The sequence below is a fragment of the Micromonospora sp. LOL_025 genome (genome assembly GCF_048060285.1).
Classification (GTDB): Bacteria; Actinomycetota; Actinomycetes; order Mycobacteriales; family Micromonosporaceae; genus Micromonospora.
Genome location: NZ_JBHMIR010000025.1, coordinates 19,014 through 42,387 on the forward strand (window position 1 = coordinate 19,014; position 23,374 = coordinate 42,387).

Annotated in this window: 16 protein-coding genes; 6 read left to right on the forward strand and 10 right to left on the reverse strand. The window is 74.5% G+C overall.

Going from position 1 to position 23,374, the window contains the following annotated elements:
- Nucleotides 1–73 precede the first annotated feature (73 nt).
- The gene (locus tag ACFHW0_RS24570) at nucleotides 74–763 is read left to right on the forward strand and encodes a TIGR03089 family protein (protein ID WP_416611188.1); all 690 of its coding nucleotides are present in this window, start codon (nucleotides 74–76) and stop codon (nucleotides 761–763) included.
- 189 nt (nucleotides 764–952) lie between these two features.
- On the opposite strand, the gene ACFHW0_RS24575 is transcribed toward ACFHW0_RS24570, so the two are convergent.
- Nucleotides 953–2,926, reverse strand: coding sequence for an acetoacetate--CoA ligase (locus ACFHW0_RS24575; protein WP_416611190.1), 1,974 nt, complete (start codon nucleotides 2,924–2,926; stop codon nucleotides 953–955).
- A 300-nt stretch (nucleotides 2,927–3,226) separates the two neighbouring features.
- Nucleotides 3,227–3,745 carry an acyl-CoA thioesterase gene (locus tag ACFHW0_RS24580; protein WP_121396503.1) on the reverse strand — a complete coding sequence of 173 codons (519 nt, stop codon included), beginning with the start codon at nucleotides 3,743–3,745 and terminating at the stop codon, nucleotides 3,227–3,229.
- 23 nt (nucleotides 3,746–3,768) lie between these two features.
- Between ACFHW0_RS24580 and ACFHW0_RS24585 the strand changes: the two genes are divergently transcribed.
- Nucleotides 3,769–4,431, forward strand: coding sequence for a hypothetical protein (locus ACFHW0_RS24585; protein ID WP_416611192.1), 663 nt, complete (start codon nucleotides 3,769–3,771; stop codon nucleotides 4,429–4,431).
- Between the two features lie 99 nt (nucleotides 4,432–4,530).
- Here ACFHW0_RS24585 and ACFHW0_RS24590 read toward each other — a convergent pair whose 3' ends face one another.
- Nucleotides 4,531–5,694, reverse strand: a complete 1,164-nt coding sequence (locus tag ACFHW0_RS24590) for an acyl-CoA dehydrogenase family protein (RefSeq protein WP_416611194.1) — start codon at nucleotides 5,692–5,694, stop codon at nucleotides 4,531–4,533.
- Nucleotides 5,695–5,943: 249 nt separating this feature from the next.
- On the opposite strand from ACFHW0_RS24590, the gene ACFHW0_RS24595 reads away from it, so the two are divergent.
- Nucleotides 5,944–7,371 carry a UDP-glucose dehydrogenase family protein gene (locus ACFHW0_RS24595; protein ID WP_416611196.1) on the forward strand — a complete coding sequence of 476 codons (1,428 nt, stop codon included), beginning with the start codon at nucleotides 5,944–5,946 and terminating at the stop codon, nucleotides 7,369–7,371.
- 162 nt (nucleotides 7,372–7,533) lie between these two features.
- Nucleotides 7,534–12,447, forward strand: coding sequence for an SCO7613 C-terminal domain-containing membrane protein (locus ACFHW0_RS24600; protein WP_416611198.1), 4,914 nt, complete (start codon nucleotides 7,534–7,536; stop codon nucleotides 12,445–12,447).
- A gap of 478 nt (nucleotides 12,448–12,925) precedes the next feature.
- Here ACFHW0_RS24600 and purE read toward each other — a convergent pair whose 3' ends face one another.
- From purE to mca, 6 genes are all read right to left on the reverse strand, one after another.
- Complete coding sequence (gene purE, locus ACFHW0_RS24605) at nucleotides 12,926–13,417, reverse strand: 5-(carboxyamino)imidazole ribonucleotide mutase (protein ID WP_311414331.1); 492 nt, start codon at nucleotides 13,415–13,417, stop codon at nucleotides 12,926–12,928.
- Between the two features lie 53 nt (nucleotides 13,418–13,470).
- Nucleotides 13,471–14,652 (reverse strand): 5-(carboxyamino)imidazole ribonucleotide synthase, encoded by a 1,182-nt coding sequence (locus ACFHW0_RS24610; RefSeq protein WP_416611201.1) that lies wholly within the window; start codon nucleotides 14,650–14,652, stop codon nucleotides 13,471–13,473.
- Between the two features lie 78 nt (nucleotides 14,653–14,730).
- Nucleotides 14,731–16,725, reverse strand: coding sequence for a thioredoxin domain-containing protein (locus ACFHW0_RS24615; protein ID WP_416611203.1), 1,995 nt, complete (start codon nucleotides 16,723–16,725; stop codon nucleotides 14,731–14,733).
- Between the two features lie 78 nt (nucleotides 16,726–16,803).
- A complete protein-coding gene (locus ACFHW0_RS24620; RefSeq protein ID WP_416611281.1) occupies nucleotides 16,804–19,299 on the reverse strand; it encodes a putative bifunctional diguanylate cyclase/phosphodiesterase in 2,496 nt (831 codons plus the stop codon).
- 215 nt (nucleotides 19,300–19,514) lie between these two features.
- Nucleotides 19,515–19,808, reverse strand: a complete 294-nt coding sequence (locus ACFHW0_RS24625) for a hypothetical protein (protein WP_416611205.1) — start codon at nucleotides 19,806–19,808, stop codon at nucleotides 19,515–19,517.
- Between the two features lie 48 nt (nucleotides 19,809–19,856).
- A complete protein-coding gene (gene mca / locus ACFHW0_RS24630) occupies nucleotides 19,857–20,738 on the reverse strand; it encodes a mycothiol conjugate amidase Mca (protein WP_416611207.1) in 882 nt (293 codons plus the stop codon).
- Between the two features lie 191 nt (nucleotides 20,739–20,929).
- On the opposite strand from mca, the gene ACFHW0_RS24635 reads away from it, so the two are divergent.
- Entirely contained in the window at nucleotides 20,930–21,364 is a 435-nt protein-coding gene (locus ACFHW0_RS24635) for a DUF4307 domain-containing protein (protein ID WP_416611208.1), read from the forward strand.
- 153 nt (nucleotides 21,365–21,517) lie between these two features.
- Entirely contained in the window at nucleotides 21,518–22,015 is a 498-nt protein-coding gene (gene greA / locus ACFHW0_RS24640; protein WP_416611210.1) for a transcription elongation factor GreA, read from the forward strand.
- Between the two features lie 113 nt (nucleotides 22,016–22,128).
- On the opposite strand, the gene ilvA is transcribed toward greA, so the two are convergent.
- Nucleotides 22,129–23,349: a threonine ammonia-lyase gene (gene ilvA, locus ACFHW0_RS24645; RefSeq protein WP_416611212.1), complete on the reverse strand. Its 1,221-nt coding sequence runs from the start codon at nucleotides 23,347–23,349 to the stop codon at nucleotides 22,129–22,131.
- Nucleotides 23,350–23,374: the final 25 nt, after the last annotated feature.

The window sequence follows — 23,374 nt, forward strand, 5'->3', positions numbered from 1 at the left end:
CTGACTGCGACCCGACCGTACGCCGACTTGTCGTCGTCATCGAGCACGGCGACCGGGGGTATCGTTCGCGCCGATGGCCGACAACATTGCCCGGGTCTTCGCCGACGCGATCGCGACCGACCCGACCCGACCGCTGCTGACCTGGTACGACGACGCCACGGGCGAACGGACCGAGCTATCCGGCGCCACGCTGGCGAACTGGGTGGCCAAGACGGCCAACCTGCTCGTCGACGAGGTGGCCGTGGGCCCCGGCGACGTCGCCGCGGTGCTGCTGCCCCCGCACTGGCAGACCGCCGCGGTGCTGCTCGGCTGCTGGTCGGCCGGGCTGAACGTCGCCGACACGCCGGGCGACGTGGACGTGCTCTTCGCCGCCGCCACGCGGCTGGCCGAGGCGGAATCCTGGTCGGCGGGCGAGCGCTACGTCCTCGCCCTCGACCCGTTCGCCCTGCCGATGCGTCAGGTGCCGCCCGGCTTCGCCGACTACGTGTCGGAGGTACGCGCGCACGGCGACCACTTCAGCCCGTACGCGAAGGGTGGCCCGGTCGAGGCGGAGCTGCTGGTCCGCGCGACCGCCCGCGCGGCGCAGTGGGGCATCGGGCGCGGCGACCGCGTCCTGATCGACACGGGGACGTACCCGGACCCGGTCGACTGGCTGCTCGCCCCGCTGACGGCCAACGCCACCACGGTCCTCTGCGCCAACGCCGACCCCTCCACCCTCCCCACCCGCGCCACCACGGAACGAGTAACCCACCCCCTCCCCTGACCCCCCACTCCCCCACTCCCCCACCCACCCGCCCGTGCCCTCGCGCGTCGATCACGCCCTAGCGCGTCGATCATGCAGTTGTGGTGCCCCGCAAAACGGGCAGAGCAGAATATTCCGCCCACCACAACTCCATGATCGACGCGTAGGGCGGGGGCGGGGCAGGGGGGCGGGGCAGGGGGGCGGGGTGGGTCAGGGGCGGGGGGTGCGGTGTTGGGCGAGGGTGGCGAAGGCGGTGAGGGACTCCGGGTTGGCCAGGGCGCCCCTGGCCGCCGCCGAGTCCACCGGGGTGCCCGTCAGGATCTTCTTCACCGGCACCTCCAGCTTCTTCGCCGACAGGGTGCGCGGGACGGCCCGCACCTGGTGGATCTCGTCCGGGACGTGCCGGGGCGACAGGGCGGTACGCAGCTCGCGGCAGATCTTCTTCCGCATCGCGTCGTCCAGCTCCAACCCCTCGGCGAGCACCACGAACAGCAGCAGTTCGCCGGCGCCGCCCTCGTCGTCCTCCAGGTGCACGACCACCGAGTCGACGACCTCGTCGAGCCCCTCGACGACCGAGTAGAACTCGGCGGTGCCGAGCCGCACGCCGCCCCGGTTGAGGGTGGCGTCGGAACGGCCCGTGATCACGCAGCCGCCCCGCTCGTTGATGGTGATCCAGTCGCCGTGCCGCCAGACGCCCGGGTAGAGGTCGAAGTAGGCCTCCCGGTAGCGGGTGCCGTCCGCGTCGTTCCAGAAGCCGACCGGCATGCTCGGCATCGGCTCGGTGATCACCAGCTCGCCCAGCTCGCCGACGACCGGGGTGCCGTCGGCCGACCGGGCCTCCACCTTGGCGCCGAGCGCCCGGCAGGTGATCTCACCGGCGTGCACCGCCAGCAGCGGCACGCCGCCGACGAACCCGGTGCAGACGTCCGTGCCGCCGGAGAGCGACTGGAGCTGGAGGTCGTCGCCGACCGTCTCGTACACCCAGGTGAAGCCCTCGGCGGGCAGCGGCGCGCCGGTCGAGCCGACCCCGCGCAGCGCGGAGAGGTCGGCGGTCTCCCTCGGCACCAGCCCGGCCTTGCGGCAGGCCAACAGGAACGGCGCGGACGTGCCGAAGTACGTGGTGCCGGTCTCGGCGGCCAGCCGCCACAGGGCGCCCAGGTCGGGGTGGCCCGGGTTGCCGTCGAAGAGCACGATCGCCGCGCCCACCGCCGGCCCGGAGACCAGGAAGTTCCACATCATCCAGCCGGTGGTGGTGAACCAGAAGAACCGGTCCGCCGGGCCCAGGTCGTGGTGCAGGGCGAGCATCTTCAGGTGCTCCAGCAGGATGCCGCCGTGGCCGTGCACGATCGGCTTCGGCAGCCCCGTGGTGCCGGAGGAGTAGAGCACGTAGAGCGGGTGGTCGAAGGGGACCGGCGTGAAGGCCAGCGGCTCGTCGGTGCCGGCGGCCAGCTCGGACCAGGCCAGCGCGCCCTCGGGCGGCGGTCCGGCCGGGTCGAGGTAGGCGATGCTGACGGTGTGCTCCACCGACGGCAGGGCGGCCCGGATCGCGGCCACCTCGCCGCGCCGGTCCACCGGCTTCTCGCCGTAGCGGTAGCCGTCCACGGCGACGAGGACCTTCGGCTCGATCTGCTGCCACCGGTCGGTGACGCTGCGGGTGCCGAACTCCGGCGCGCAGGAGGAGAAGATCGCGCCCAGGCTGCTGGTGGCGAGCAGCAGCACGTACGTCTCGGGGATGTTGGGCGCGTAGGCGGCCACCCGGTCGCCGGCGGTGACGCCGAGCCGGCGCAGCCCGGCGGCCACCCGGCGGACCTGCTCGCGCAGTTCGGCGGCGGTGAGCGTGACCGGCGCCCGGGTCTGGCCGTGCGCGATGACCACCGGGTCGTCGTCGGCCCGGCCCGGCATCCGCAGCACGTTCTCGGCGTAGTTGAGGGTGGCGCCGGGGAACCACCTGGTCCCGGGCATCCCTTGGCCGCTCAGTGTGGCGGTCGGCGGGGTGTGCGCGACCACCTCGAAGTGGTCCCAGACCGACCGCCAGAACGCGTCCAGGTCCGTGACCGACCAGCGCCAAAGCTCGTCGTAGTCGGCGAAGTCCAGCCCCCGGTGCTCACGCAGCCAGCGCAGGTAGCTTCCGATCCGGGACCGCTCGCGTACGTCCGCCGGCGGCGTCCACAGCACGTCACCCACTGCTCCACCCTCCCCTGGCCCCGCACGACACTGTGAAATGGGCCGTGGCGCCATCTTGCCCTACCTCAGAGCGCCATTCTCCGCACCCGACCTCCGTCGGCGCACGTGCGGAACCCACATGCCCCACCATGCCCCTGTGTGGGCCGGGCGGGGAAGTGCCCCGCCCTGTCTCGCCCGAGGCCGGCGCGGCGGCCCTGACGTGGCCGCCGGAGCCAGGCTTGACACGTCCGCCGGAGCCATGCCTGACACGTCCGCCGGCGCGGGGGCCCGACGTGCCCGCCGGCGCGGGCCGCTGGCGGGTCAGCCGGCGCGGTGGGCCTGGATGGCGCGTCGCCGGGCCAGCCGGTGCGCGCGGCGGATCTCCGCCTCCCGGAACCGGCGCTCGTCCTCCGGGCTCTCCGGCAGCACCGGCCGGACCGCCCGCGGCGCGCCGCCGAGGTCGACGCCCACGAAGACCAGGTACGCCGTGGCCACCCGCACCGGCTCGTCCTCGGCCGAGTCCCACCGCTCGGCCACCACCCGGACCCCGACCTCCATCGAGGTCTGCCCCGTCCAGTTCACCTGGGCGTGCGCGTGCAGCAGGTCCCCGACCCGGACCGCCTCGGTGAAGACGATCTCGTCGATGGCCGCGGTGACCGCCGTGCCGCCGCTGTGCCGCGCCGCGGCGGCCCCCGCCACGTCGTCGATGAACTTCATCAGCACCCCGCCGTGCACGGTGCCGTAGAGGTTGACGTCGACCGCGGTCATGATCCGGCTCAGGGTGACCCGGGAGTAGGAGGTCGGCTTGCCGGCCGGCGCGGTGGAGGGGTGCTCGGTCATGTCGGAAACGGTACGGTGCGCGGATGCGACATCTCTGGAGCTTCCTCGCGGGGTTGGTGGTGGCGCCCGTCACGTGGGTGCTGGTCACCCTCGGGCAGGACGGGTCGGCGGGCACCGTCGGCCGTTGGGTCGAGATCGGCACGTCGAACTCGGCCAATCTCATCGAGCCCGCCGTCTACCTCGCCGTCGGCGGGGTGCTGCTCGGCCTGCTCGGCACGCTGCGTACGTCACCGCTCGGCCCGCTCGTGGCCGGGCTGCTGCTCGCCGCCCCGTACGTGGGAATGTTCGTCGCGCCCTTCGAGGTGCGGGACCGCATCCCGGACGGCTGGAAGGTCTTCGGCGACCCCCTGCCGCTGCACCTGCCGGTGGAGAACGGCACGCTCTTCCTCATCGGCATGCTGCTGGTCGTCGCCACCTTCAGCGGGCAGCGGTGGCGGCGGTGGCCCCGACCCGTGGTCGAGCCGACGCCGGCGCCCGCCGAGGGGCCGGAGCGCAACGACTTCACGCTGACCGACTGGCCGCCGGCCGAGCCGGCCGACCGGGACACCGCCCCGCCGAGCCTCGGCTACCCGGACGAGACGCCGACGGAGCCGCTGCCGCGCCGCACCGGCGGGGGTTCGCCCTGGTCGGCGCCGCCGCGCGCCGGCAACCGCCCGGAGGACGAGACGACGACCGAGATCCGCTGACGCTCCCGCCGCACGCGCGCCGGCTGGCGGGCGGCGGGGGGACCGGGATCCGGTGAGGACACGGGCGGGCCGGACGACCGGCCCGCCCGCCGACCCGGCTCAGCCCTTCAGGAGCTGACGGGCCATCACGATGCGCTGCACCTGGTTGGTGCCCTCGTAGATCTGCGTGATCTTGGCGTCCCGCATCATCCGCTCGACCGGGTAGTCGCGGGTGTAGCCGTAGCCGCCGAGCAGCTGCACGGCGTCGGTGGTGATCTCCATGGCCGCGTCCGAGGCGAAGCACTTGGCCGCCGCGCCGAAGTAGGTCAGGTCGGCGTCGCCCCGCTCGGACTTGCCGGCCGCCGCGTACGTCAACTGCCGGGCCGCCTCCAGCTTCATGCCCATGTCGGCGAGCATGAACTGGACGCCCTGGAACTCGGCGACCGCCTTGCCGAACTGCTTGCGCTCCTGGACGTACCCCTTGGCGTAGTCGAGCGCGCCCTGGGCGATGCCGACGGCCTGCGCGGCGATGGTGACCCGGGTGTGGTCCAGGGTCTTCATCGCGGTGCCGAAGCCGGTGCCCTCGGCGCCGATCATGCGGTCCGCGGGGATCCGGACGTTGTCCAGGTAGACCTCGCGGGTCGGCGAGCCCTTGACGCCGAGCTTCTTCTCCGGGGCGCCGAAGCTGACCCCGGCGTCGGACTTCTCGACCACGAAGGCGGAGATGCCCCGGGACCGGGCCGACGGATCGGTCACCGCGAAGACGGTGTAGAACTCCGACACCCCCGCGTTGGTGATCCAGCGCTTCACGCCGTTGAGCACCCAGTGATCGCCGTCACGCACCGCGCGGGTGGTCATCGACGCCGCGTCGCTGCCGGCCTCCGGCTCGGAGAGGCAGTACGAGAACATCGCCTCGCCCGCCGCCACCGGGGTCAGGTAGCGCCGCTTGAGCTCCTCGGAACCGGCCAGCAGCAGCGGCATGGTGCCGAGCTTGTTGACCGCCGGGATCAGCGAGGACGAGGCGCAGGCCCGCGCCACCTCCTCGATCACGATGGCCGTGGCCAGCGCGTCCGCGCCCGCGCCGCCGTACTCGGCGGGGACGTGCGGGGCGTGGAAGTCGGCGGCCCGCAGCGCGTCGTAGGACGCCTTCGGGAACTCGCCGGTCTCGTCCGCCTCGGCGGCGTGCGGCGCCACCTTGGCCGCACAGACCTCACGGACCGCCTCCCGGATCGCCTCGTGCTCCTCGGGCAACCGGTAGACGTCGAACGACTGCTCTGCGGCCATGTCGGCCCCTCCCCTTCACCGCTATCATGCGCAGTCTGTAGCGTCTCCTGACCGCCGACGGCGCAGACTGAAGGATAGCGACAGAGTTCAGGTCATGTTACCGCCGCGTAGCCTTGGACGTGGTGGAGCGCCGACGCCGCCCGGCGACGATGGAACAGGCAGACGTTAGAGTCCCTCCGGTGCCCGCCCAGGCGCCGCAGCAGAACGCGACGCGACGACGCGACGCCAGCGCGAGCGGAGAAGACAGGCGTGACGATCCCGTACCCGAACACCCAGCCGATGCCCGCCATCGCCGCGGTGACGCCCCCCTCCGGCGCGCAGCGGCCGCGGGTGACCTTCCTGGGCACCGGCTATCTCGGTGCGACCTACGCCATCTGCTACGCGGAACTCGGCTACGAGGTTCTCGGCTTCGACGTCGACGCCGACAAGATCGCCATGCTCAACGCCGGCGAGGTGCCGATCCACGAGCCCGGCCTCGACGAGCTGCTCAAGCGCAACCTGGCGGCCGGGCGGCTGCGGTTCAGCACGGACATCGCCGAGGTCGCCGAGTTCGGTGACGTGCACTTTATCTGCGTCGGCACGCCGCAGCGCGCCGACGGGATGGGCGCCGACCTGTCGTACGTCGAGGCGTCGGTCACCAGCCTGGCCCAGCACCTGACCCGCAAGGCGCTGATCGTCGGCAAGTCGACCGTGCCGGTCGGCACCGCCGAGTGGGTGGAGCAGCTGGTCAGCAAGCACACCCCCGCCGACCTGGGCGTCGAGGTGGCGTGGAGCCCGGAGTTCCTCCAGGAGGGCTTCGCCGTCGACGACGTGCTGCGGCCCAACCGGATCGTCGTCGGCGTCAAGAGCGAGTGGGCCAACGGCATGCTCTACGCCGCCCACAAGGGCGTCTTCGACCTGGCCGCCACGGAGGACCGCGAGGTGCCCCTGGTGGTCACCGACTTCGCCACCGCCGAGCTGGTCAAGGTCGCCGCGAACGCCTTCCTCGCCACCAAGATCTCCTTCATCAACGCGATGGCCGAGGTCTGCGAGGCCTCCGGCGGCGACGTCACCCACCTCGCCCGGGCCATCGGCTTCGACCCGCGCATCGGCAACCGGTTCCTCCAGGCCGGGCTCGGCTTCGGCGGTGCCTGCCTACCCAAGGACATCCGCGCGTTCCAGGCCCGCGCCCAGGAGCTGGGCGCCGGGGAGGCGCTGCGCTTCCTGCACGAGGTCGACCTGATCAACCTGCGCCGCCGGACCCGGGTGGTCCAGCTCGCCGCCGAGCTGCTCGGCCGCCGCTCCGGGCCCGCCGGACCGGACCTCTCCGGCACGCGCGTGGCCGTGCTCGGCGCGACCTTCAAGCCCAACACCGACGACGTACGCGACGCGCCGGCGCTCTCCGTCGCCTCGCTGCTGCGCAAGGCCGGCGCCGACGTGCACGTCTACGACCCGCAGGGCATGGAGCGGGCGCGCGCCGTGGCGCCCGAGCTGGTCTACGAGCCCGGCATCAACGAGGCCGTGACCGGGGCGGACCTGGTCTGCGTACTCACCGAGTGGGCCGACTTCCGCAACGCCGACCCGGTGGCCCTCGGCGAGCTGGCCGCCGGCCGCAAGGTGGTCGACGGCCGCAACTGCCTGGATTCGGCACTGTGGACGCAGGCCGGCTGGGAGTACCGCGGCATGGGCCGCCCCTGACGATCGACGACCGACGGCCGGTCGCGGAGCACGCTCCGCGACCGGCCGTTCGCCGTCCGCGTGGACGATCTTTGCCCCGGACCCGCCGACAACTGTCGAAATCCGCGCCCACATTGGGCATGCTGCCAAGGTGGGAGTCCACAGTGCGGGTGGAGGGGTGTCGTGGCGAGCTTTCAGTGCTCCTCGTGCGGCCGGGAGATCAAACCGGCCGTCAGCTGCCCGCACTGCGGTGCGCACCAGCCACAGTGGGTCGAGCACCTGGCGGAGATCGAGCGGTCCATCGCGGAGATGAAGGCCCGCGAGGCCGCCATCGCCAGCGAGCAGCGGCAGATCGCCGCCAAGATGCAGGCCGCGCTCTTCCAGCGGGACATCCTCGCCCACGCGGGTGAGGAACGTCTCAAGCAGGCCACCCGCCCCTGTCGGGTACTGCGCCGCAGGCCGGGCCGCCGGCCGCCCACGGCCGCCACCGGCGCCCCGCCCCGGGTCCCCCGGCAGGGCACCCCGGCCGGCCCGGAGGACCCGCCCCCGCCGCCGCCGTCGACCGCCACCTGGCTCGACGCCGACGACCCGGAGCACCCCCCGGAGGCGTCCTCCCGCGAGGTGCAGAACATCCCCCTCGGGCTCGGCGCGCTGCTGCTCGGGGTCGCCGCCGTGGTCTTCGCCGCGGTGGCCACCAGCTCCATGGACGCGCTGGCCCGGCTGGGCATCCTGCTGCTCGCGACCGTGCTGATGCTGCTCGCCCCGCCGGTGCTGGCCCGGCGCGGGCTGACCTCGACCGCCGAGACCATCTCCGCGGTCGGCCTGCTCCTGGTGCCGCTCGCCGGCTACGCGCTGTGGGCGGTGGACCGGATCGGCAACGGCGGCGCCTCAGGCGCGATCTTCGCCGCCATCATCTTCGCCGTCACCGCCGGCGTCTCCTTCGGCTACGCGCGCTGGACAGGGCTGCGCGCCCCCCGGTTCGCCACGGTGCTGGCGGCCCAGCCGGTGCTGCCGCTGCTGGCCTCCGACCGGATCACCGGCCCGGGCGGCTGGGCGCTCGTGCTGACCGCGGTGGCCCTGCTCGACCTCTGGCTGGCACGTTCGACGGTCACCGTGGAGCGGCCGGTCCGCCGGGACCTGCCCGGGCCCTCGGCGACACCCGCCGGTCCCCCGGCCGCGCCCCGGCAGCGCCGCGCCGACGGCCGCCCGGAGGGGGCGCCCGAGGAGGCCGGCGAGGTGCTCGACGGCGGGCTACCGGCGCAGGACCGGGTACCGGCCGCCCGCCCGGTGCCGTGGCTGCGGGAGCTGACCTGGGCGCTGCACGGGGTGGCGGTCGCCCTCGCCCTCGCGTACGCCGTCTCCGCCCTGCTCCGCGCGGGCACCGTGCCGGCCGCGACCGGGGCCGGCACGGTGCTGCTGCTGGCCGCCGCGGTGGGGCTGGCCGGGACGCTGGTGCTGCGCCGGCCGCCGCTGCCCGACCTCGGCGCCGGGATCTTCACCCTCGCCGTGATCGGCGCGCTGAGCCGGATCGCCTCGGTGGCGTTCCCCGGGCGGGCGCTGTTGCTGATCGCGGCGGTCATCACGCTGACCGGGCTGGCCGTCCGGGCGGTGCCGGAGGCGGCCCGACGCGGACCGCAGCTCGCCTCGGCGGTGGCGCTCACGGTCAGCGGGGTGGTGGTCGCCGGGGGTGCCCTGCGCGCCGGGGTGGCCCCCGTCCGGGCCGCGCTGCCGGCCTGGGCGGCCGACCTGGACCGCTACCCGGCCGAGCTGGCGGCGGCCGTGGGACCGGCCGCCTGGCAGCTCGCCGCGAGTGCCTTCCTGCTGACCGTCGCCGCGGTGCTGGCCCTGCCACCCGAGATCCGCCGGGAGTTCGCGGTGGTCGGCGCGGCGCTGACCGCGCTCGCCGTACCGGCGTCGTTCGGTCTCGGCTGGGCGGTGGCGCCCTGGCCGATGGTGCTGACGGCGGTCGGCATCGGGGTGGTGGGGCTCTCCGCCCGCACCGAACGCGCGGCGCTGGCGCACGCGGCGACCGCCGCCGGCGTCGGCCTGTTCGGCGCGGGCGCGGGACTGGCCCGGCCGGCGTTGACCACCGCGGTCCTGCTCACCCTGTTCGCCGCCGGGGTCCTGGTCGCCGTGGCGCCCCGGATGCGGCTCGCCCCGGCGGCGGCCGACACCGTCTCGGCCTGGGCCGCCGGCGGCGCGGCGTTCGCGCTGCCGGGCGCGGTGGCCGCCTTCGTCGCCGCGACCGTGCCGTCCGGCCCGACGCCCACCCCGGCGAGCCTGCGCGAGGTCACCGTCCCGGTGCTCGCGGCCAGCTTCCTGGCGGTCTGCGTCACCCTCGGACACGCCGCCGTCGTGCAGGTCTCCCAGCGCCGCATCCCGACGCCGCTGGCGGTGGGTACGGCCCTCGGCGCGGTCACCGTCACCGCCGCCGCGTTCGGGGCCCCGGGCGCCACCGCCGCCGACGCCTGGGTCGGTGGCCTGCTGCTCGTCGCCGCCGCGATGGTGGTGTTCGCCGGCCCCATCGACGCCGGTCGGCGCTCCGACCTCACGCTGGACGGCTCCGACCTGGCCGCCGCGGCGGTGACCGCCGCCCTGATCGCCACCCTGGCCCGGATCGCGGCCGTCCTCGCCCCCGGCGGGCAGCTCGCCGTCGCCGCCGCGCTGGTGCTGGTGGTGGCCGTGGCCGCCCGGGCCATGCCGGAGGAGTGGCGACGGGGACCCATCGTCGGCCTCGCCGTCGGCGGCGTGCTGATCGGGCTGCTGGCCGGCTGGAGCGCGCTGCGGGGCGGGCTGGGTGTGCTCGCCACCCCGGGCCCGATCTGGGCCGGCGACCTGAGCGGTTGGCCGGCCGGGCCGACCGGTGGGTCGACGTGGCAGGCCCCGGTCGCGCTGGCCCTGCTCGGCGTCGCCGCCGCCGTGCTGCTGCCGCCACCGTGGAAGTACGACGTGTCGGGCGCGGCGGCCGTGCTCGCCACGATCGGCGCGCCGGCCGCGTTCGACCTGCCGTGGTGGTCGCCCGTCCTGGTCGGCGGCATGGTCGCCACCGTCTTCGGGGCTGCCGCCGTGGCCGCGGTCGACCCCCGCGCCGGCCTGTCGCGGGCGGTCGTGGCCGGTGTCGTCGCCCTGCACGCCGCCGGGGCGGGCCTGGTCCGGCCGTGGACCACCGCGCTCGCGCTGGGCAGCATCGCGCTGATCGGCATCGTGGTGGCGGCGCTGGCCCGGTCGCTGGCGGTGCCGCTGGTGGACGACATCGAGACCGAGGGGATGCCGCCGCACCTCGCCCAGATCGGGGGCGCCGCGGCCGGCGCCGCCCTGCTCGCGTTCCCCGGTGCCGTCGCGGCGCTGGCGGCCGAGTTCGGGCGTGCGCCGGAGGTGGTGCTCACCGCCGCGTTGGCCGCGTCGAGCCTGGGTCTGGCGGCGGTGGCCGCCGTCCGGCGACGGATCCCCCAGTACCTCCCCTGGGCGAGCGCGGCGGTGGTCGGCGGCGCCACGGTGAGCGCCCTGGCCGCCGTCCCCGCCGGCATGCCCGTCGGCGTCTACGCCGCCGCGGCGGCCCTGCTCGGGGTGCTCGCGGAGCTGGTCCGGGGCGCGACCGAACCGCCGGTCGGCGCGGCCCAGCCGGTCCGGCGCTGGTCGGTGCTCCTCGACGGTGCGCTGCGGCGGCTGCCGGACGACGGCACGCGCCGCTGGCGGGTCAGCCCCGCCGCCGGTGCGCTCGCCGCCGCCGCGCTGCCCACCGCCCTGGCGCTGGTGTCGATCGCGCCGTCCCTGGTCGTCGCCCTGGTCGATCCGCACCGCAGTCTCGGCCGGGTCTGGCAGGGGCCACCGCCGGAGCTGCTCACCCCGCCGCCCGACGCGGTCGACGCGACCCATGTGCTGACCGCACTGCTGCTCACCGCGACCGCCGCGCTCGCCGCCACCGGCTTCAGCGGCGGGCGACGTTCCCGGGCCGTGCCGGTGGTGCTGCCCGGCGCCGCCGTCACCCTGCTGATCACCCCGGTGTCGCTCGGCAACGGCTGGCCGGCGAGCACCCTGGCGGCGCTGGCCGTGTTCACCATCTCGATGCTGGGCCTGGCGCTCACCCCGCCCCCGCCGCTGGCCGAACGGGCCCGCTCGCTGCGGCTGGCCCGGGTGCTCGTCTTCGCCATCGGCCTGGCCGCCGGGAGCGCGGGCCTGATCGGCGGTCTGGCGACGCGGGAGCTGACCCTGTTCACGCTGGGCGGCGCGGTCGGCGTCGGCACGGTGGCCGCGATCTTCGGTACCACCCAGCGGGCGCGCATCCTCGGTTGGCTGTTCGCCTCGCTGACGGCGCAGCTCTTCGTGCTCACCGCCGGCCTGGTGGCCGGTCTCGCGGCCGTCTGGTCCGCGTTCGGCGTACTGGCGGTCGGCGCGGCCCTCCAGGTGTTCGCCGCGACCCTGCCCCGGCTGCGTCGCCCCGAGGCCCAGCCGGAGGCGGCCACCGTCGAGTGGAGCGGGTACGCCGCCGCCCTGATCGCCCTGGCGTTGGCCTTCGACTCGCCCCGGCACATCGCGGCGCTGCTGGCCGCCTGGGGTGCGGTGCTGGGCGTGGCGGCGACCCGACCGGGCCGCCGGCCGGTGGAGCGGCGCATCCTGTTCTGGGCGGTGGTGGTCTGCGAGATCGCCGCCTGGTGGATCCTGATGCGGGTCGCCGACGTGGCGCTACCGGAGGCCTACACGCTGCCCTTCGCCGCGCTCGCCCTGCTCGTGGGCGTGCTGGAGTTGCGGCACCGGCCCGACCTGAGCAGCTGGGTCGCGTACGGGCCCGCGCTGGTCGCCGCGTTCGTGCCGACCCTGGCGATCGTGCTGGCCACCGACTCCAGCACGCTGCGCCAGGTGCTGCTGCTGCTCGGCGCCGTGGCCGTCCTCGTCTTCGGGTCGATGAGCCAGCAGCAGGCACCGGTGATCGTCGGCGCCGCCGTGACGGCGATCGCGGCGGTGCACGCCCTGTTCAGCCTGGGTCCGTGGCTGGCCCTGATCCCCGTCGGCATCCTGCTGCTGGCGCTCGGCGCGAGCAACGAGCGCCGGCGCCGCGCCCAGGAACGCCTCCAGACGGCCCTACGCGGCATGCGATGAGATTGGCGGGCCCGTCCCCCGGCTACCGGCGCGGGCGGGCCCGCTGAGCCCCGTGGCAGCCGGCGGTCAGGCGCTCCGGTGCGGGCGTCAGGTCCGCCGTCTCGCTTTTCCGTTGGGTCGCCGGCCTTCCAAGGAACACGCAGTGTGACTTATCGACTCGACCGGCTACTTGCCCCGTCTCCCCTTTGCTCTGCAGCCATCGACGCAACAGTTACCGTTCGTGAGGGATTCTTGAGGCGTCAACCACCGCAGTGCTGAGAAAGCCCCAGCTCAGGCCACTGGTGCGTGGATGGATGCAGAGCAAAGGGAGGGAAGGAATGCTCCGACCCCGAGCCATCACCGTTACCCTGAGCAACGCAGACGTCCGTCACGGACAGCGACTACCTCGCACGCGCCGACGACACGGACCATCTCGGCCCCACCGCCGACCAGCGCCAGGTCGACGTCCGGCCCTCGGGGCCGTCCGGCGCGGAAGATCTCAGGCGAGGGAGGCGCGCAGGGCCGCGTCCTTCTCGGCGACCAACTGCTCCAGGTCGGCCTGGTAGGCCGACATGCGGTCGAGCAGGGCGCGGTCGGCGGCGGCCAGGATGCGGACGGCGAGCAGCCCGGCGTTGCGGGCGTTGCCGATCGACACGGTGGCCACCGGCACGCCGGCCGGCATCTGCACGATGGAGAGCAGCGAATCCATCCCGTCGAGGTGCTTCAACGGCACGGGGACGCCGATCACGGGCAGTGGGGTGACCGAGGCGACCATCCCGGGCAGGGCGGCGGCGCCACCGGCCCCGGCGATGATGACCTTCAGGCCCCGGTCGGCTGCGGCGCGACCGTAGTCGATCATCTTGATCGGGGTCCGGTGCGCCGAGACGACCTCGACCTCGTACGGCACCTCGAACTCGTCCAGCACCTCGGCGGCGGCCTTCATCGTCGGCCAGTCCGAGTCGCTGCCCATGATCAACCCAACGACGCTCACGCCGGTCCGCCTCTCGTTCGCGACTGCGGGGCTCCCAAGCTCACTTCTCGCGCTCACTGGTGCCCCTCGCGCAGCCAGCGGGCCGCGCGCGCGGCCCGCGTCCGTACGTCGTCCAGGTCGTCACCGAGCACCGTGACGTGCCCGATCTTGCGGCCGGGCCGCACCTGCTTGCCGTAGAGGTGCACCTTCGCGCCCGGCTCGGCCGCGAAGAGGTGGTGCAGCCGCTCGTCGATCGACATCCCGCCCGGCTCGCCGCCGAGCACGTTCGCCATCACCACCACGGGAGCGGTCAGCGAGGTGTCGCCCATCGGGTAGTCGAGCACCGCCCGCAGGTGCTGCTCGAACTGCGACGTGCGGGCGCCCTCGATGGTCCAGTGCCCCGAGTTGTGCGGTCGCATCGCCAGCTCGTTCACCACGATCCGGCTGCCCCCGGGCGCGGCCCGGTCGGCGACCTCGAACAGCTCCACGGCGAGCAGGCCGACCACACCGAGCGCGGTGGCCAGGTCGATGGCGAGCTGCTGGGCGGCGACCGCCAGCTCCTCCGGCAGGCCCGGCGCGGGGACGAGCACCTCGACGCAGATACCGTCGCGCTGCACCGTCTCCACCACCGGGTACGCGGCGACCTGCCCGAACGGCGAGCGGGCCACCTGCACGGCGAGTTCCCGGCGCAGCGGCACCCGCTCCTCGACGATCAGCCGGGTGCCGCCGGCCAGCAGGGTCCTGGCCAGCTCCTCGGCCTGCGCCGCGTCGTCGACCAGCCAGACGCCCCGGCCGTCGTACCCGCCGCGGGCCGCCTTGAGCACCACCGGCCAGCCGGTCTCGTCGCCGAACGCCACCAGGTCGGCGGGCTCGGCGACTCCTCGCCACGCCGGGTTCGGTGCGCCCAGCTCGCCGAGCCGCTCCCGCATGGCGCGCTTGTCCTGGGCGTGCAGCAGCGCGTCGGCCGGCGGAAAGAGCTTCACGCCCTCGGCGGCCAGCGTGCGGATGTGCTCGGTGGGGACGTGCTCGTGGTCGAAGGTGACCACGTCGCAGGCCTTGGCGAAGGTGCGCAGCGCGGCGAGGTCGGTGTGGTCGCCGTACTGGACGTCGGCGGCGACCAGCGCGGCGCCGTCGTCGGGGGCCAGCGCGAGCACGCGCAGCGACTGGCCGAGGGCGATCGCGGACTGGTGGGTCATCCGGGCCAGCTGGCCACCGCCCACCATGCCGACAACGGGCAGACCGGTACGGGAATCCATAGCGGCGCCAGCCTATCGGGGCGCCCCGCCACCTGCGCCGCCGGATGGCCGATCGCACCCCGGCCGCAGCCGTGCGCCTCAGCGCCGGGCGAGCTGGCCGACCAGGTCGTCCACCGTCGTCACCGGGCGTTCGCAGACGAAACCCCGGCAGGCGTACGCGGTGGGCCGCCCCTCGACCATCGGCCGGTCGGCGAGCAGGGGCACCCCGGGCTGGCCGGACCGGCCCGCCACGATCACCGCGCCGGGCGGGGCGTGCCGGTGTGCCGCCGCCACCAGCGGGTCCCCGGCCGGCTCGTCGGTGACCACCGCGATCTCGTACGGCCCGGAGAGCAGCGCCTCGCCGACGGCCGCCGCGTAGCCGGTGAACCGGGCGTGCCGGCCGACGATCGGCGCGACGGTCGACAGCGCCGCCTCGGCGGCCTCGCGGTAGCGGGTCTCGCCGCTCAGGGCCGCGTACGCGACCAGCGCCGCGACGATCGCCGAACGCCCGGAGGGCGTGGCGTTGTCGGTCGGGTCGGCCGGCCGGCTCACCAGCCGCTCGGCGTCGTCGGCGGTGTCGTAGAAGGCGCCGCCCGGCGCGGCGAACCGCTCCAGCGCGACGTCGAGCAGCTCACCGGCCAGGGTCAGCCAGCGGCCCGCCCCGGTGAGCTGGTGCAGGGCGCAGAACGCCTCGGCCACGCAGCCGTGGTCCTCCAGCACGCCGGCCGGCTCGCCGACGACCCCACCACGCGAGACACGGCGCAGCCGCCCGGCCACGATGTGCCGGTCGGCCAGTACCTCGCCGATCCGGACCGCCGCGGCGGCGGTGACGGGGTCCCCGGTGAGCGCGGCGTGCTCGACCAGCGCGGTGACCGCGAGTCCGTTCCAGGAGGCGACCACCTTGTCGTCGCGGGCCGGTTGGGGCCGGGTGTCGCGGACCTCGCGCAGCCGGGCCCGGATCCGCTCCCATCGGGCGGCCACCTCCGGGGCGGCGTCGTCCACGTCCCGGGCCAGCCGCAGGACGCTCGTGCCGTGCTCGAACGTGCCCTCGTCGGTCACCGCGAACAGGTCGGCGGCGAAGCGGCCGTCGTCCTCCCCCAGCGCCTCGACGAGCTGGGCCGGCGTCCACGAGTAGGTGAGCCCCTCGACGCCCTCGGTGTCGGCGTCGAGAGCGGAGGCGAGGCCGCCCTCGGGGGTGCCCAGGTCGTCGATCATGAAGGCGGCGGTCTCGGCGGCGACGCGGGCGGCCAGCGGATCGCCGGTCAGGCGCCAGAGCTGGGTGTACGTCCGCAGCAGCAACGCGTTGTCGTAGAGCATCTTCTCGAAGTGCGGCACGGTCCAGTGCCCGTCGACCGAGTAGCGGGCGAAGCCGCCGGCGAGCTGGTCGTAGATGCCGCCCCGGGCCATCGCCTCGCAGGTGTGCCGGGCGATCTCCAGGCTGCGCGGCGAGCCGGTGCGCTGGTGGTGCCGGAGCAGGAAGAGCAGATTCATGTGCGGCGGGAACTTCGGCGCGCCGCCGAACCCGCCGTTCGTGGCGTCGTACTCCCTGGCGAGCTGGTCGGCAGCGGCGTCGAGCAGCGCGGCGTCCAGCGGCGCGGTGGGCCCGCCCACGGCCTGCGCGCCGCCGATCGCCTCGACCACGGCGGCGCCCTGCTGGATGACGGCGTCGCGCTGGTCCCGCCAGGCGGCGGCGACCGACTGGAGCAGCCGGACGAAGTTCGGCCGGGGGAAGTAGGTGCCGCAGAAGAACGGGGTGCCGTCCGGGGTGGCGAAGACGGTCATCGGCCACCCACCCTGGCCGGTCATCGCCTGGGTGGCGGTCATGTAGACGGCGTCGACGTCGGGGCGTTCCTCGCGGTCCACCTTGATGCAGACGAAGTCGTCGTTCATCAGGGCGCCCACCTGCTCGTTCTCGAACGACTCGTGGGCCATCACGTGGCACCAGTGGCAGGCGGCGTAGCCGACCGAGATGAGCACCGGCACGTCCCGGCGCTTCGCCTCGGCGAACGCCTCGTCGCACCAGGGCCACCAGTCGACCGGGTTGTCGGCGTGCTGGAGCAGGTACGGGCTCGTGGCGTCAGCGAGTCGGTTCACCCGACGACCATAACCACCCGGCGACGCGCCCGCCCGCGCTCCGGCCTCCCCTCGTCCCGGGGGCGGCGGGGGGTGGGGTCAGGAGGCGCCGTCGGCGCGCAGCGGGAAGACGTTGGGGCGGGCCTCGTCGAGGAGGGTGCCCAGGACCGCGCCGATCTTGTCGGCCGGCATCGGCTTGAAGAAGTGGTAGCCCTGGGCGGCCGTGCAGCCCAGCTCGGCCAGGGCGGAACGCTGCTCGGCGGTCTCCACGCCCTCGGCGACCACCCGCAGCCCCAGCTCGTGGGCGAGGCCGACGGTGGTCCGCACGATCGCCGCCGCCTCCGGCGAGTCGGCCATCCGGATCACGAAGGAACGGTCCACCTTGAGCTCGTCCACCGCGATCCGGGTGAGGAACGTCAGCGAGGAGAAGCCCGTGCCGAAGTCGTCGACCGCGAGCTGCACACCCATCGACCGCAGGGTGGCGAGCACCTCGTCGATGACCTCCAGCTCGCTCATCACCACCGTCTCGGTGATCTCCAGGACCAGCCGGTCCGGCGGCACCTGGTGCCGGCGCAGGGCGTCGCCGATCTCGGTGGGCAGGCGGGGGTCGAGCAGGCTGCGCGCCGACAGGTTGACCGAGATCGGCACGTCGAGCCCGTCCCGGGCCCAGCCGGCGGCGACGGCGAGCGCCTTGTCCAGCACGTAGCGGGTGAAGGTGCCGAGCTGCTCGCTGTTCTCCACCGGGCGGATGAAGTCGTGCGGCCCGAGCCAGCCCCGGCGCGGGTGCCGCCAGCGGATCAGCGCCTCCACCCCCGTCGGGGCGCCGGTGGTCAGGTCGACCGCCGGCTGCAACGCCAGCACGAGCTGGTCGTCGGTCTTCAGCGCCTCGCGCAGCTCGGCCAGCAGGGCCAGCTGGTCGGTGCTCGCGGCGTCCCGGGCGGAGTCGTACGCGGCGACGCTGCCGCCGCCCTCCTTGGCCTGGTACATGGCGATGTCGGCCCGCCGCAGCAGCTCGGTCAGGTCGGCGGTGCCGGCGTCGGCGACCACCACCCCGACGGAGACCTCGACGGACATCCGCACCCCGGCCACCTCCGTCGGCGCGGCGAGCCGCTCGGCGATCTCGCGGGCCTGCCGCAGCGCGTACGCCATCGGGGCGGCCCGGTCGCCGATCACCGGGACCGACGTCAGCAGCAGCGCGAACTCGTCACCGCCGAGGCGGGCGAGCAGGTCCCCGGGGCGGGCGAGGGTGCCCAGCCGGTTGGCGGTCAGCCGCAGCAGCTGGTCGCCGGCCGCGTGCCCGAGGGTGTCGTTGACCTCCTTGAACTGGTCGATGTCGAGCAGCAGCAGCGCGACCGGGTGGTCGTGGGCGAGCTGGCGCAGCGCCTGGTCGCCCTTGCTGAGCATGGCCGACCGGTTCACCAGCCCGGTGAGCTGGTCGTGCACCGCCTCGTACGACGAACGGGCGGTGACCAGGCGCAGCTCGCGGTGGGTCGCGGCGTCGTGCAGCGCGGCGGCGAGCGCGTCGCCGAACGCGGCCACGGCGTCGCGTTCCCGGGCGTTGGGCGGCGCGCAGCGCGGGAACCGGACCCGCAGCTCGCCCACCCGGGCGGCGCCCACGGAGAGGGTACGCACCAGCTCGTGGTCCTCCGGCTCGGTCCGGCCGGGCGGTGCGACCTCCCGGTCGACCAGTTGGCCGCCCGGGTCGCCCCGGTAGCGCCGCCAGCGGCCGTCGCCCCGGGCCACGTCGACGTCGACGAGTTCGGCGTTGAACAGGGTCAGCGCGCCGGTCACCGCGGCCGTGGCGACGCCCCGCTCGTCGAGCTGGTTGAGCGCGGCGGTGGCCTCGGCGAAGGCCCGCCAGGTGCGGCGCTCCTGGTCGGCGCGGAGCCGGTGCCGGTAGGTCTGCTGGAGCAGCCAGAGCGGCGGCGGGAGCAGCAGCAGCCAGCGCGCGTCGAGTTCCAGCAGTGCCACCACGACCAGGCCGACGGCGACGTTCCCGACGAACATCAGCAGCTTGCCCCGCAGCGCGGCGAGCAGCGGCGGCGCGACGGGGATGCCGTGCCGCAGCGCCAGGGTGGCGCCGCCGAGCCAGGCGGTGGCGAGGAGGTAGGTGACCGAACCCGCGAGCACGGCCAGGGCGAGCGCCGGGGTCGGCGTCGCCAGCAGCGGCTCGCCGAGCACGGTGGTGACCGAGACGGCCAGGGCGGTGGCGGCGGTCAGCGAGGTCGTGATCCGGACGACCTCCAGCACCGGTCGCCGGTCGCCGAGCAGCGACATGGCCGACCAGGCGAGCGCGGCGCCGAGGAGCGCGGCGGAGGGGAGCCAGCCGGTGGGCGTCAGGTAGAGGCAGATGATCAGCGCGGCCTCGCCCCAGGTGATGCTCACCATCCCGGCGGCGGTGCGGAACCGCAGCCGGGCCAGCTGGGCGACGGCGAACACGGCGACGGCGAGGCCGAAGCGGGCCGGCCCGCCGAGCGGGTCGTCGGCGGGAAGGCCGGTCGGGGCGGTCCACCCCAGCCCGGCGGCGACCAGCGCGGTCAGCGCGACGGCGGCGGTGAGCAGGAGCAGCCGCGCGGGGGTGCCGCGGGCTCCGATCCGGTCGGTCGACTCGCCGGCCCTGCCGGAGGTCACCGGGCCGCTCCGCCCGCGGGCCGCTCGCCGGTACGACGGGCGGCCGCTGGTGTGGTGGTCATCGGCGCCCCCTCCCGCGCACGGCTCGGGAACTCTTGGTCCCCCCGGCGAGAGGCTAAGGCAAACCCGGTGGCCGCAACAGGGGGCGACGACCGGGTTCGACGTGAATCATGGGCGGACTAGCCGTTGCGACGCTGCTGACGCCCGGTGGGAGCGGCGGAGGATGAATCCTGCGTCGGTGCACCTTCTGTCGGATCGACGACTGCCGCGTCCGCCCGGTCGGAGGTCTCCGGCGGGCCCTGCTGGGGGAACCGGTCGGGCAGCTGACGCAGCCGGGAGTTCATGTTGCGGATCAGCAGGACGGTGGCGGCGGCCAGAACGAGGATGAGGAAGAGGCCCATCGGCCCGGCCAGGCCACCCGTGCGGGTGTCCCCGAAGTTGTTCTGGGCGAGCACCTGTGCGGCGGTCAGCATGGCGTTCCTCCGGTGTGCGGTTGGTGACCAGGGTAGCCCCGTCCCGGATCAGCGGGCATGGGCCGTCTCGCGTACCCCGGCGAAGAGGTCCGACTCGGGCAACGGGCTGTCGACGAGCGAGCGCACCAGCTCGAAGTCCTCCGTCGGCCACGCCCGCCGCTGCAGGTCCATCGGCACCTGGAACCAGAAGCCGTCCGGGTCGATCTGGGTGGCGTGGGCGCGCAGCGCGTCGTCGCGGACCGGGAAGTAGTCGGCGCACTCGACCCGGGTCGTGATCCGGGGACCCTTGTCGGGGCGGTCCTCCCAGCGTTTGATCCACTCCTCGTAGGGCGACGTCAGACCGGCGGCGAGCAGCGTCTCGTGCAGCGCCATGATCTTGCCCTTGGAGAAGCCGATGTCGTAGTAGAGCTTGAGCGGCTGCCACGGCTCGCCCAGCTCCGGATAGCGCTCCGGGTCACCGGCGGCCTCGAACGCGGCCACGCTGACCTTGTGGGTCATGATGTGGTCGGGGTGCGGGTAGCCGCCCTCCTCGTCGTACGTGGTGACGACGTGCGGACGGAACTGGCGGATCAGCCGCACCAGCGGGCCGGCCGCCACCTCGACGTCTTGGAGGGCGAAGCAGCCCTCGGGCAGCGGCGGCAGCGGGTCGCCCTCGGGCAGGCCCGAGTCGACGAAGCCGAGCCACGCCTGCTCGACGCCGAGGATCGCCCGCGCGGCGTCCATCTCCGCCCGGCGGACGTCGGCGATGTTGGCCCAGACGTCCGGTCGGTCCATCTTCGGGTTCAGCACGCTGCCGCGCTCGCCGCCGGTGCACGTGACCACCAGGACGTCCACGCCCTCGGCGACGTACTTCGCCATGGTCGCGGCGCCCTTGCTCGACTCGTCGTCGGGGTGTGCGTGGACGGCCATCAGTCGCAGTTGCTCTGCCAACGTCGGCGCTCCTCGTCTCTGGCCCCGGCGGACCCCCCGCGGGACCGCCCGGCTGACCTGCCGGAATCTTCCCCCCGCGCCGGGACCTGCCGGTGCCGACCTGTCATATTTGACGACGGGACGGGCTGGGAAGATGGAACTCTGCCATTCTTGCCGATGCCCCCGACAACGACGCCAGGAGATACCCGCCGGTGACCGAGACGCACGCCACACTTCCGCCGGGCGCGCCGGCCTTCCCGCCGGGCCGGTACGGCCGCCGCCGGGAGCCCGGGCGCCGCCGGCCGCTGCTGATGGCGCTGCTGGTGGTCGCCCTGGTCGCGGTCATGACCCTGGTCGCGGTGCGGCTCTACCAGCAGTACGGCGACCCGAACTACGACGCCAAGGTGATCACCTACACGGAGATCACCGACAGCCAGGTGCTGGTCGACTTCCGGGTCACCGTGCCGGAGGGCGGCTCGGCGGTCTGCCTGCTGCGCGCCCGGGACCGCGACGGCGCCGAGGTGGGCCGGGAAGAGGTGACGGTGACCGCCCGGCCCGACCAGCGGCAGGTGACCGCGCAGCACCGGGTGGCCACCACCGCCCGGCCCTTCGTCGGCGAGGTGGTGCGCTGCCGGCCCGTGGGCTGAGCAGCCGCGACGCGGGCCGGACGCGCGGCACGGACGCCTCGGCGGCCCGGGCGCCGGCGGCACCGCCGGTGTTCGAGCGCACCCTGTGTCGTACGGCACTGGTAACTTGGAAGTTCACCTGTCAGCCAGCACGCACGAACGAGGAGACCGCCTGTGTCCACTGGCAACGAGGCGCCCGCCACCTGGCTGTCCCAGGACGCATTCGACCGGCTCCAGGCCGAGCTCGACGAGTTGATCGCCAACCGGCCGGTCATCGCCGCCGAGATCAACGCCCGCCGCGAGGAGGGCGACCTGCGGGAGAACGGTGGCTACCACGCCGCCCGCGAGGAGCAGGGCAAGGCCGAGGGGCGCATCCTCTACCTCAAGGAGCTGCTCCGCACCGCCAAGGTGGGCGGGGCGCAGGCCGCCGACGTGGTGTCGCCCGGCATGGTCGTGACGATCTTCTTCGACGACGACAAGGACGACACCGAGACCTTCCTGCTCGGCTCCCGGGAGATCGCGGCGACCACCGAGTTGACGGTCTACAGCCCGGAGTCGGCGCTGGGCCAGGCGATCCTGGGCGGCCGGGCCGGCCAGACCTGCACCTACACCGCCCCCAGCGGGGCCGACATCAAGGTGACCGTGGTCAGCTTCGAGCCGTTCGCCGGCTGAGCCCCCGCCGCCCGACCGGAACGGCCCGGGCGGGCGACACGCCCGCCCGGGCACCGACTCCGGCCGGGCGGCAACGACGCGCGACCAGACGAGGCGTGGCACCGGTCCCGGTGTCACGCCTCGCCGGCGAAGACCACCTGATAGCCGCTGGCCCGCAACGCGCTGATCAGCGTGTCGGAGTGCTCGACCCCCCGGGTCTCCACCGACAGGGCCACCTCCACCTCGCCCAGGCGCAGGTGCGGATTGGCCCGTTGGTGCTCCACGTCCACCACGTTCGCCCGGTGCTCGGCGATCTCGCCGAGCAGCGACGCGAGCTGGCCGGGGCGGTCCGAGCAGCGCACCGTCACCCGCAGGTAGCGCCCGGCGGCGGCGAGGCCGTGCTCGATCACCCGCAGCATCAGCAGCGGGTCGATGTTGCCGCCGGAGAGCACCGCCACCACCGGCGCCTGCACCTCGACGACGCCCGCCAGCAGCGCCGCCACGCCCACCGCACCGGCCGGCTCGACCACCTGCTTGCCCCGCTCCAGCAGCATCAGCAGCGCCCGGGAGATGTCCTCCTCGGAGACCGTGACGATCTCGTCCACCAGCTTGCGGACGTGGGTGAAGGTGAGTTCCCCCGGCCGGCCGACGGCGATGCCGTCCGCGATGGTGCCGAACGACGGGAGGCGTACCGGCTCGCCGGCCACCAGGGACGGCGGGAAGGCGGCGGCGCCGGCGGCCTGCACCCCGATGATCCGCACGTCGGGCCGCAGCGCCTTGGCCGCCACCGCCATGCCGGAGACCAGCCCGCCGCCGCCCACCCCCGTGATGATCGTCCTGACCTCGGGGCACTGTTCGAGGATCTCCAGGGCCACCGTGCCCTGGCCGGCGATCACGTCCCGGTGGTCGAACGGGTGGATCAGCGTCGCGCCGGTCCGCTCGGCGTAGGTCTGCGCCGCGACCAGCGACTCGTCGACGGTGTTGCCGACCAGCTCGACCTGGGCGCCGTAGCCCTTGGTGGCGGCCACCTTCGGCAGGGGCGCGTTCACCGGCATGAAGACCGTGGCGTGCGTACCGACGAGTCCGGCGGCGAGCGCGACCCCCTGGGCGTGGTTGCCGGCGCTCGCCGCGACCACACCGTCGGCCCGCTCCGCCTCCGACAGTCGGGAAATCCGCACGTACGCGCCGCGCACCTTGTACGAGCCGGCGCGTTGCAGGTTCTCGCACTTGAGCCACGTCGGCCCGCCCAGCGCCGCGCTGAGCGGCCGGGAGGGCTCCAGCGGGGTGGTGCGGACGACGCCGGCGAGAAGTTCCCGCGCGGCCCGTACGTCGGCGAGACCGACCAGTTCCGTCATGCCCTGATCGTGCCACCCGCCACCC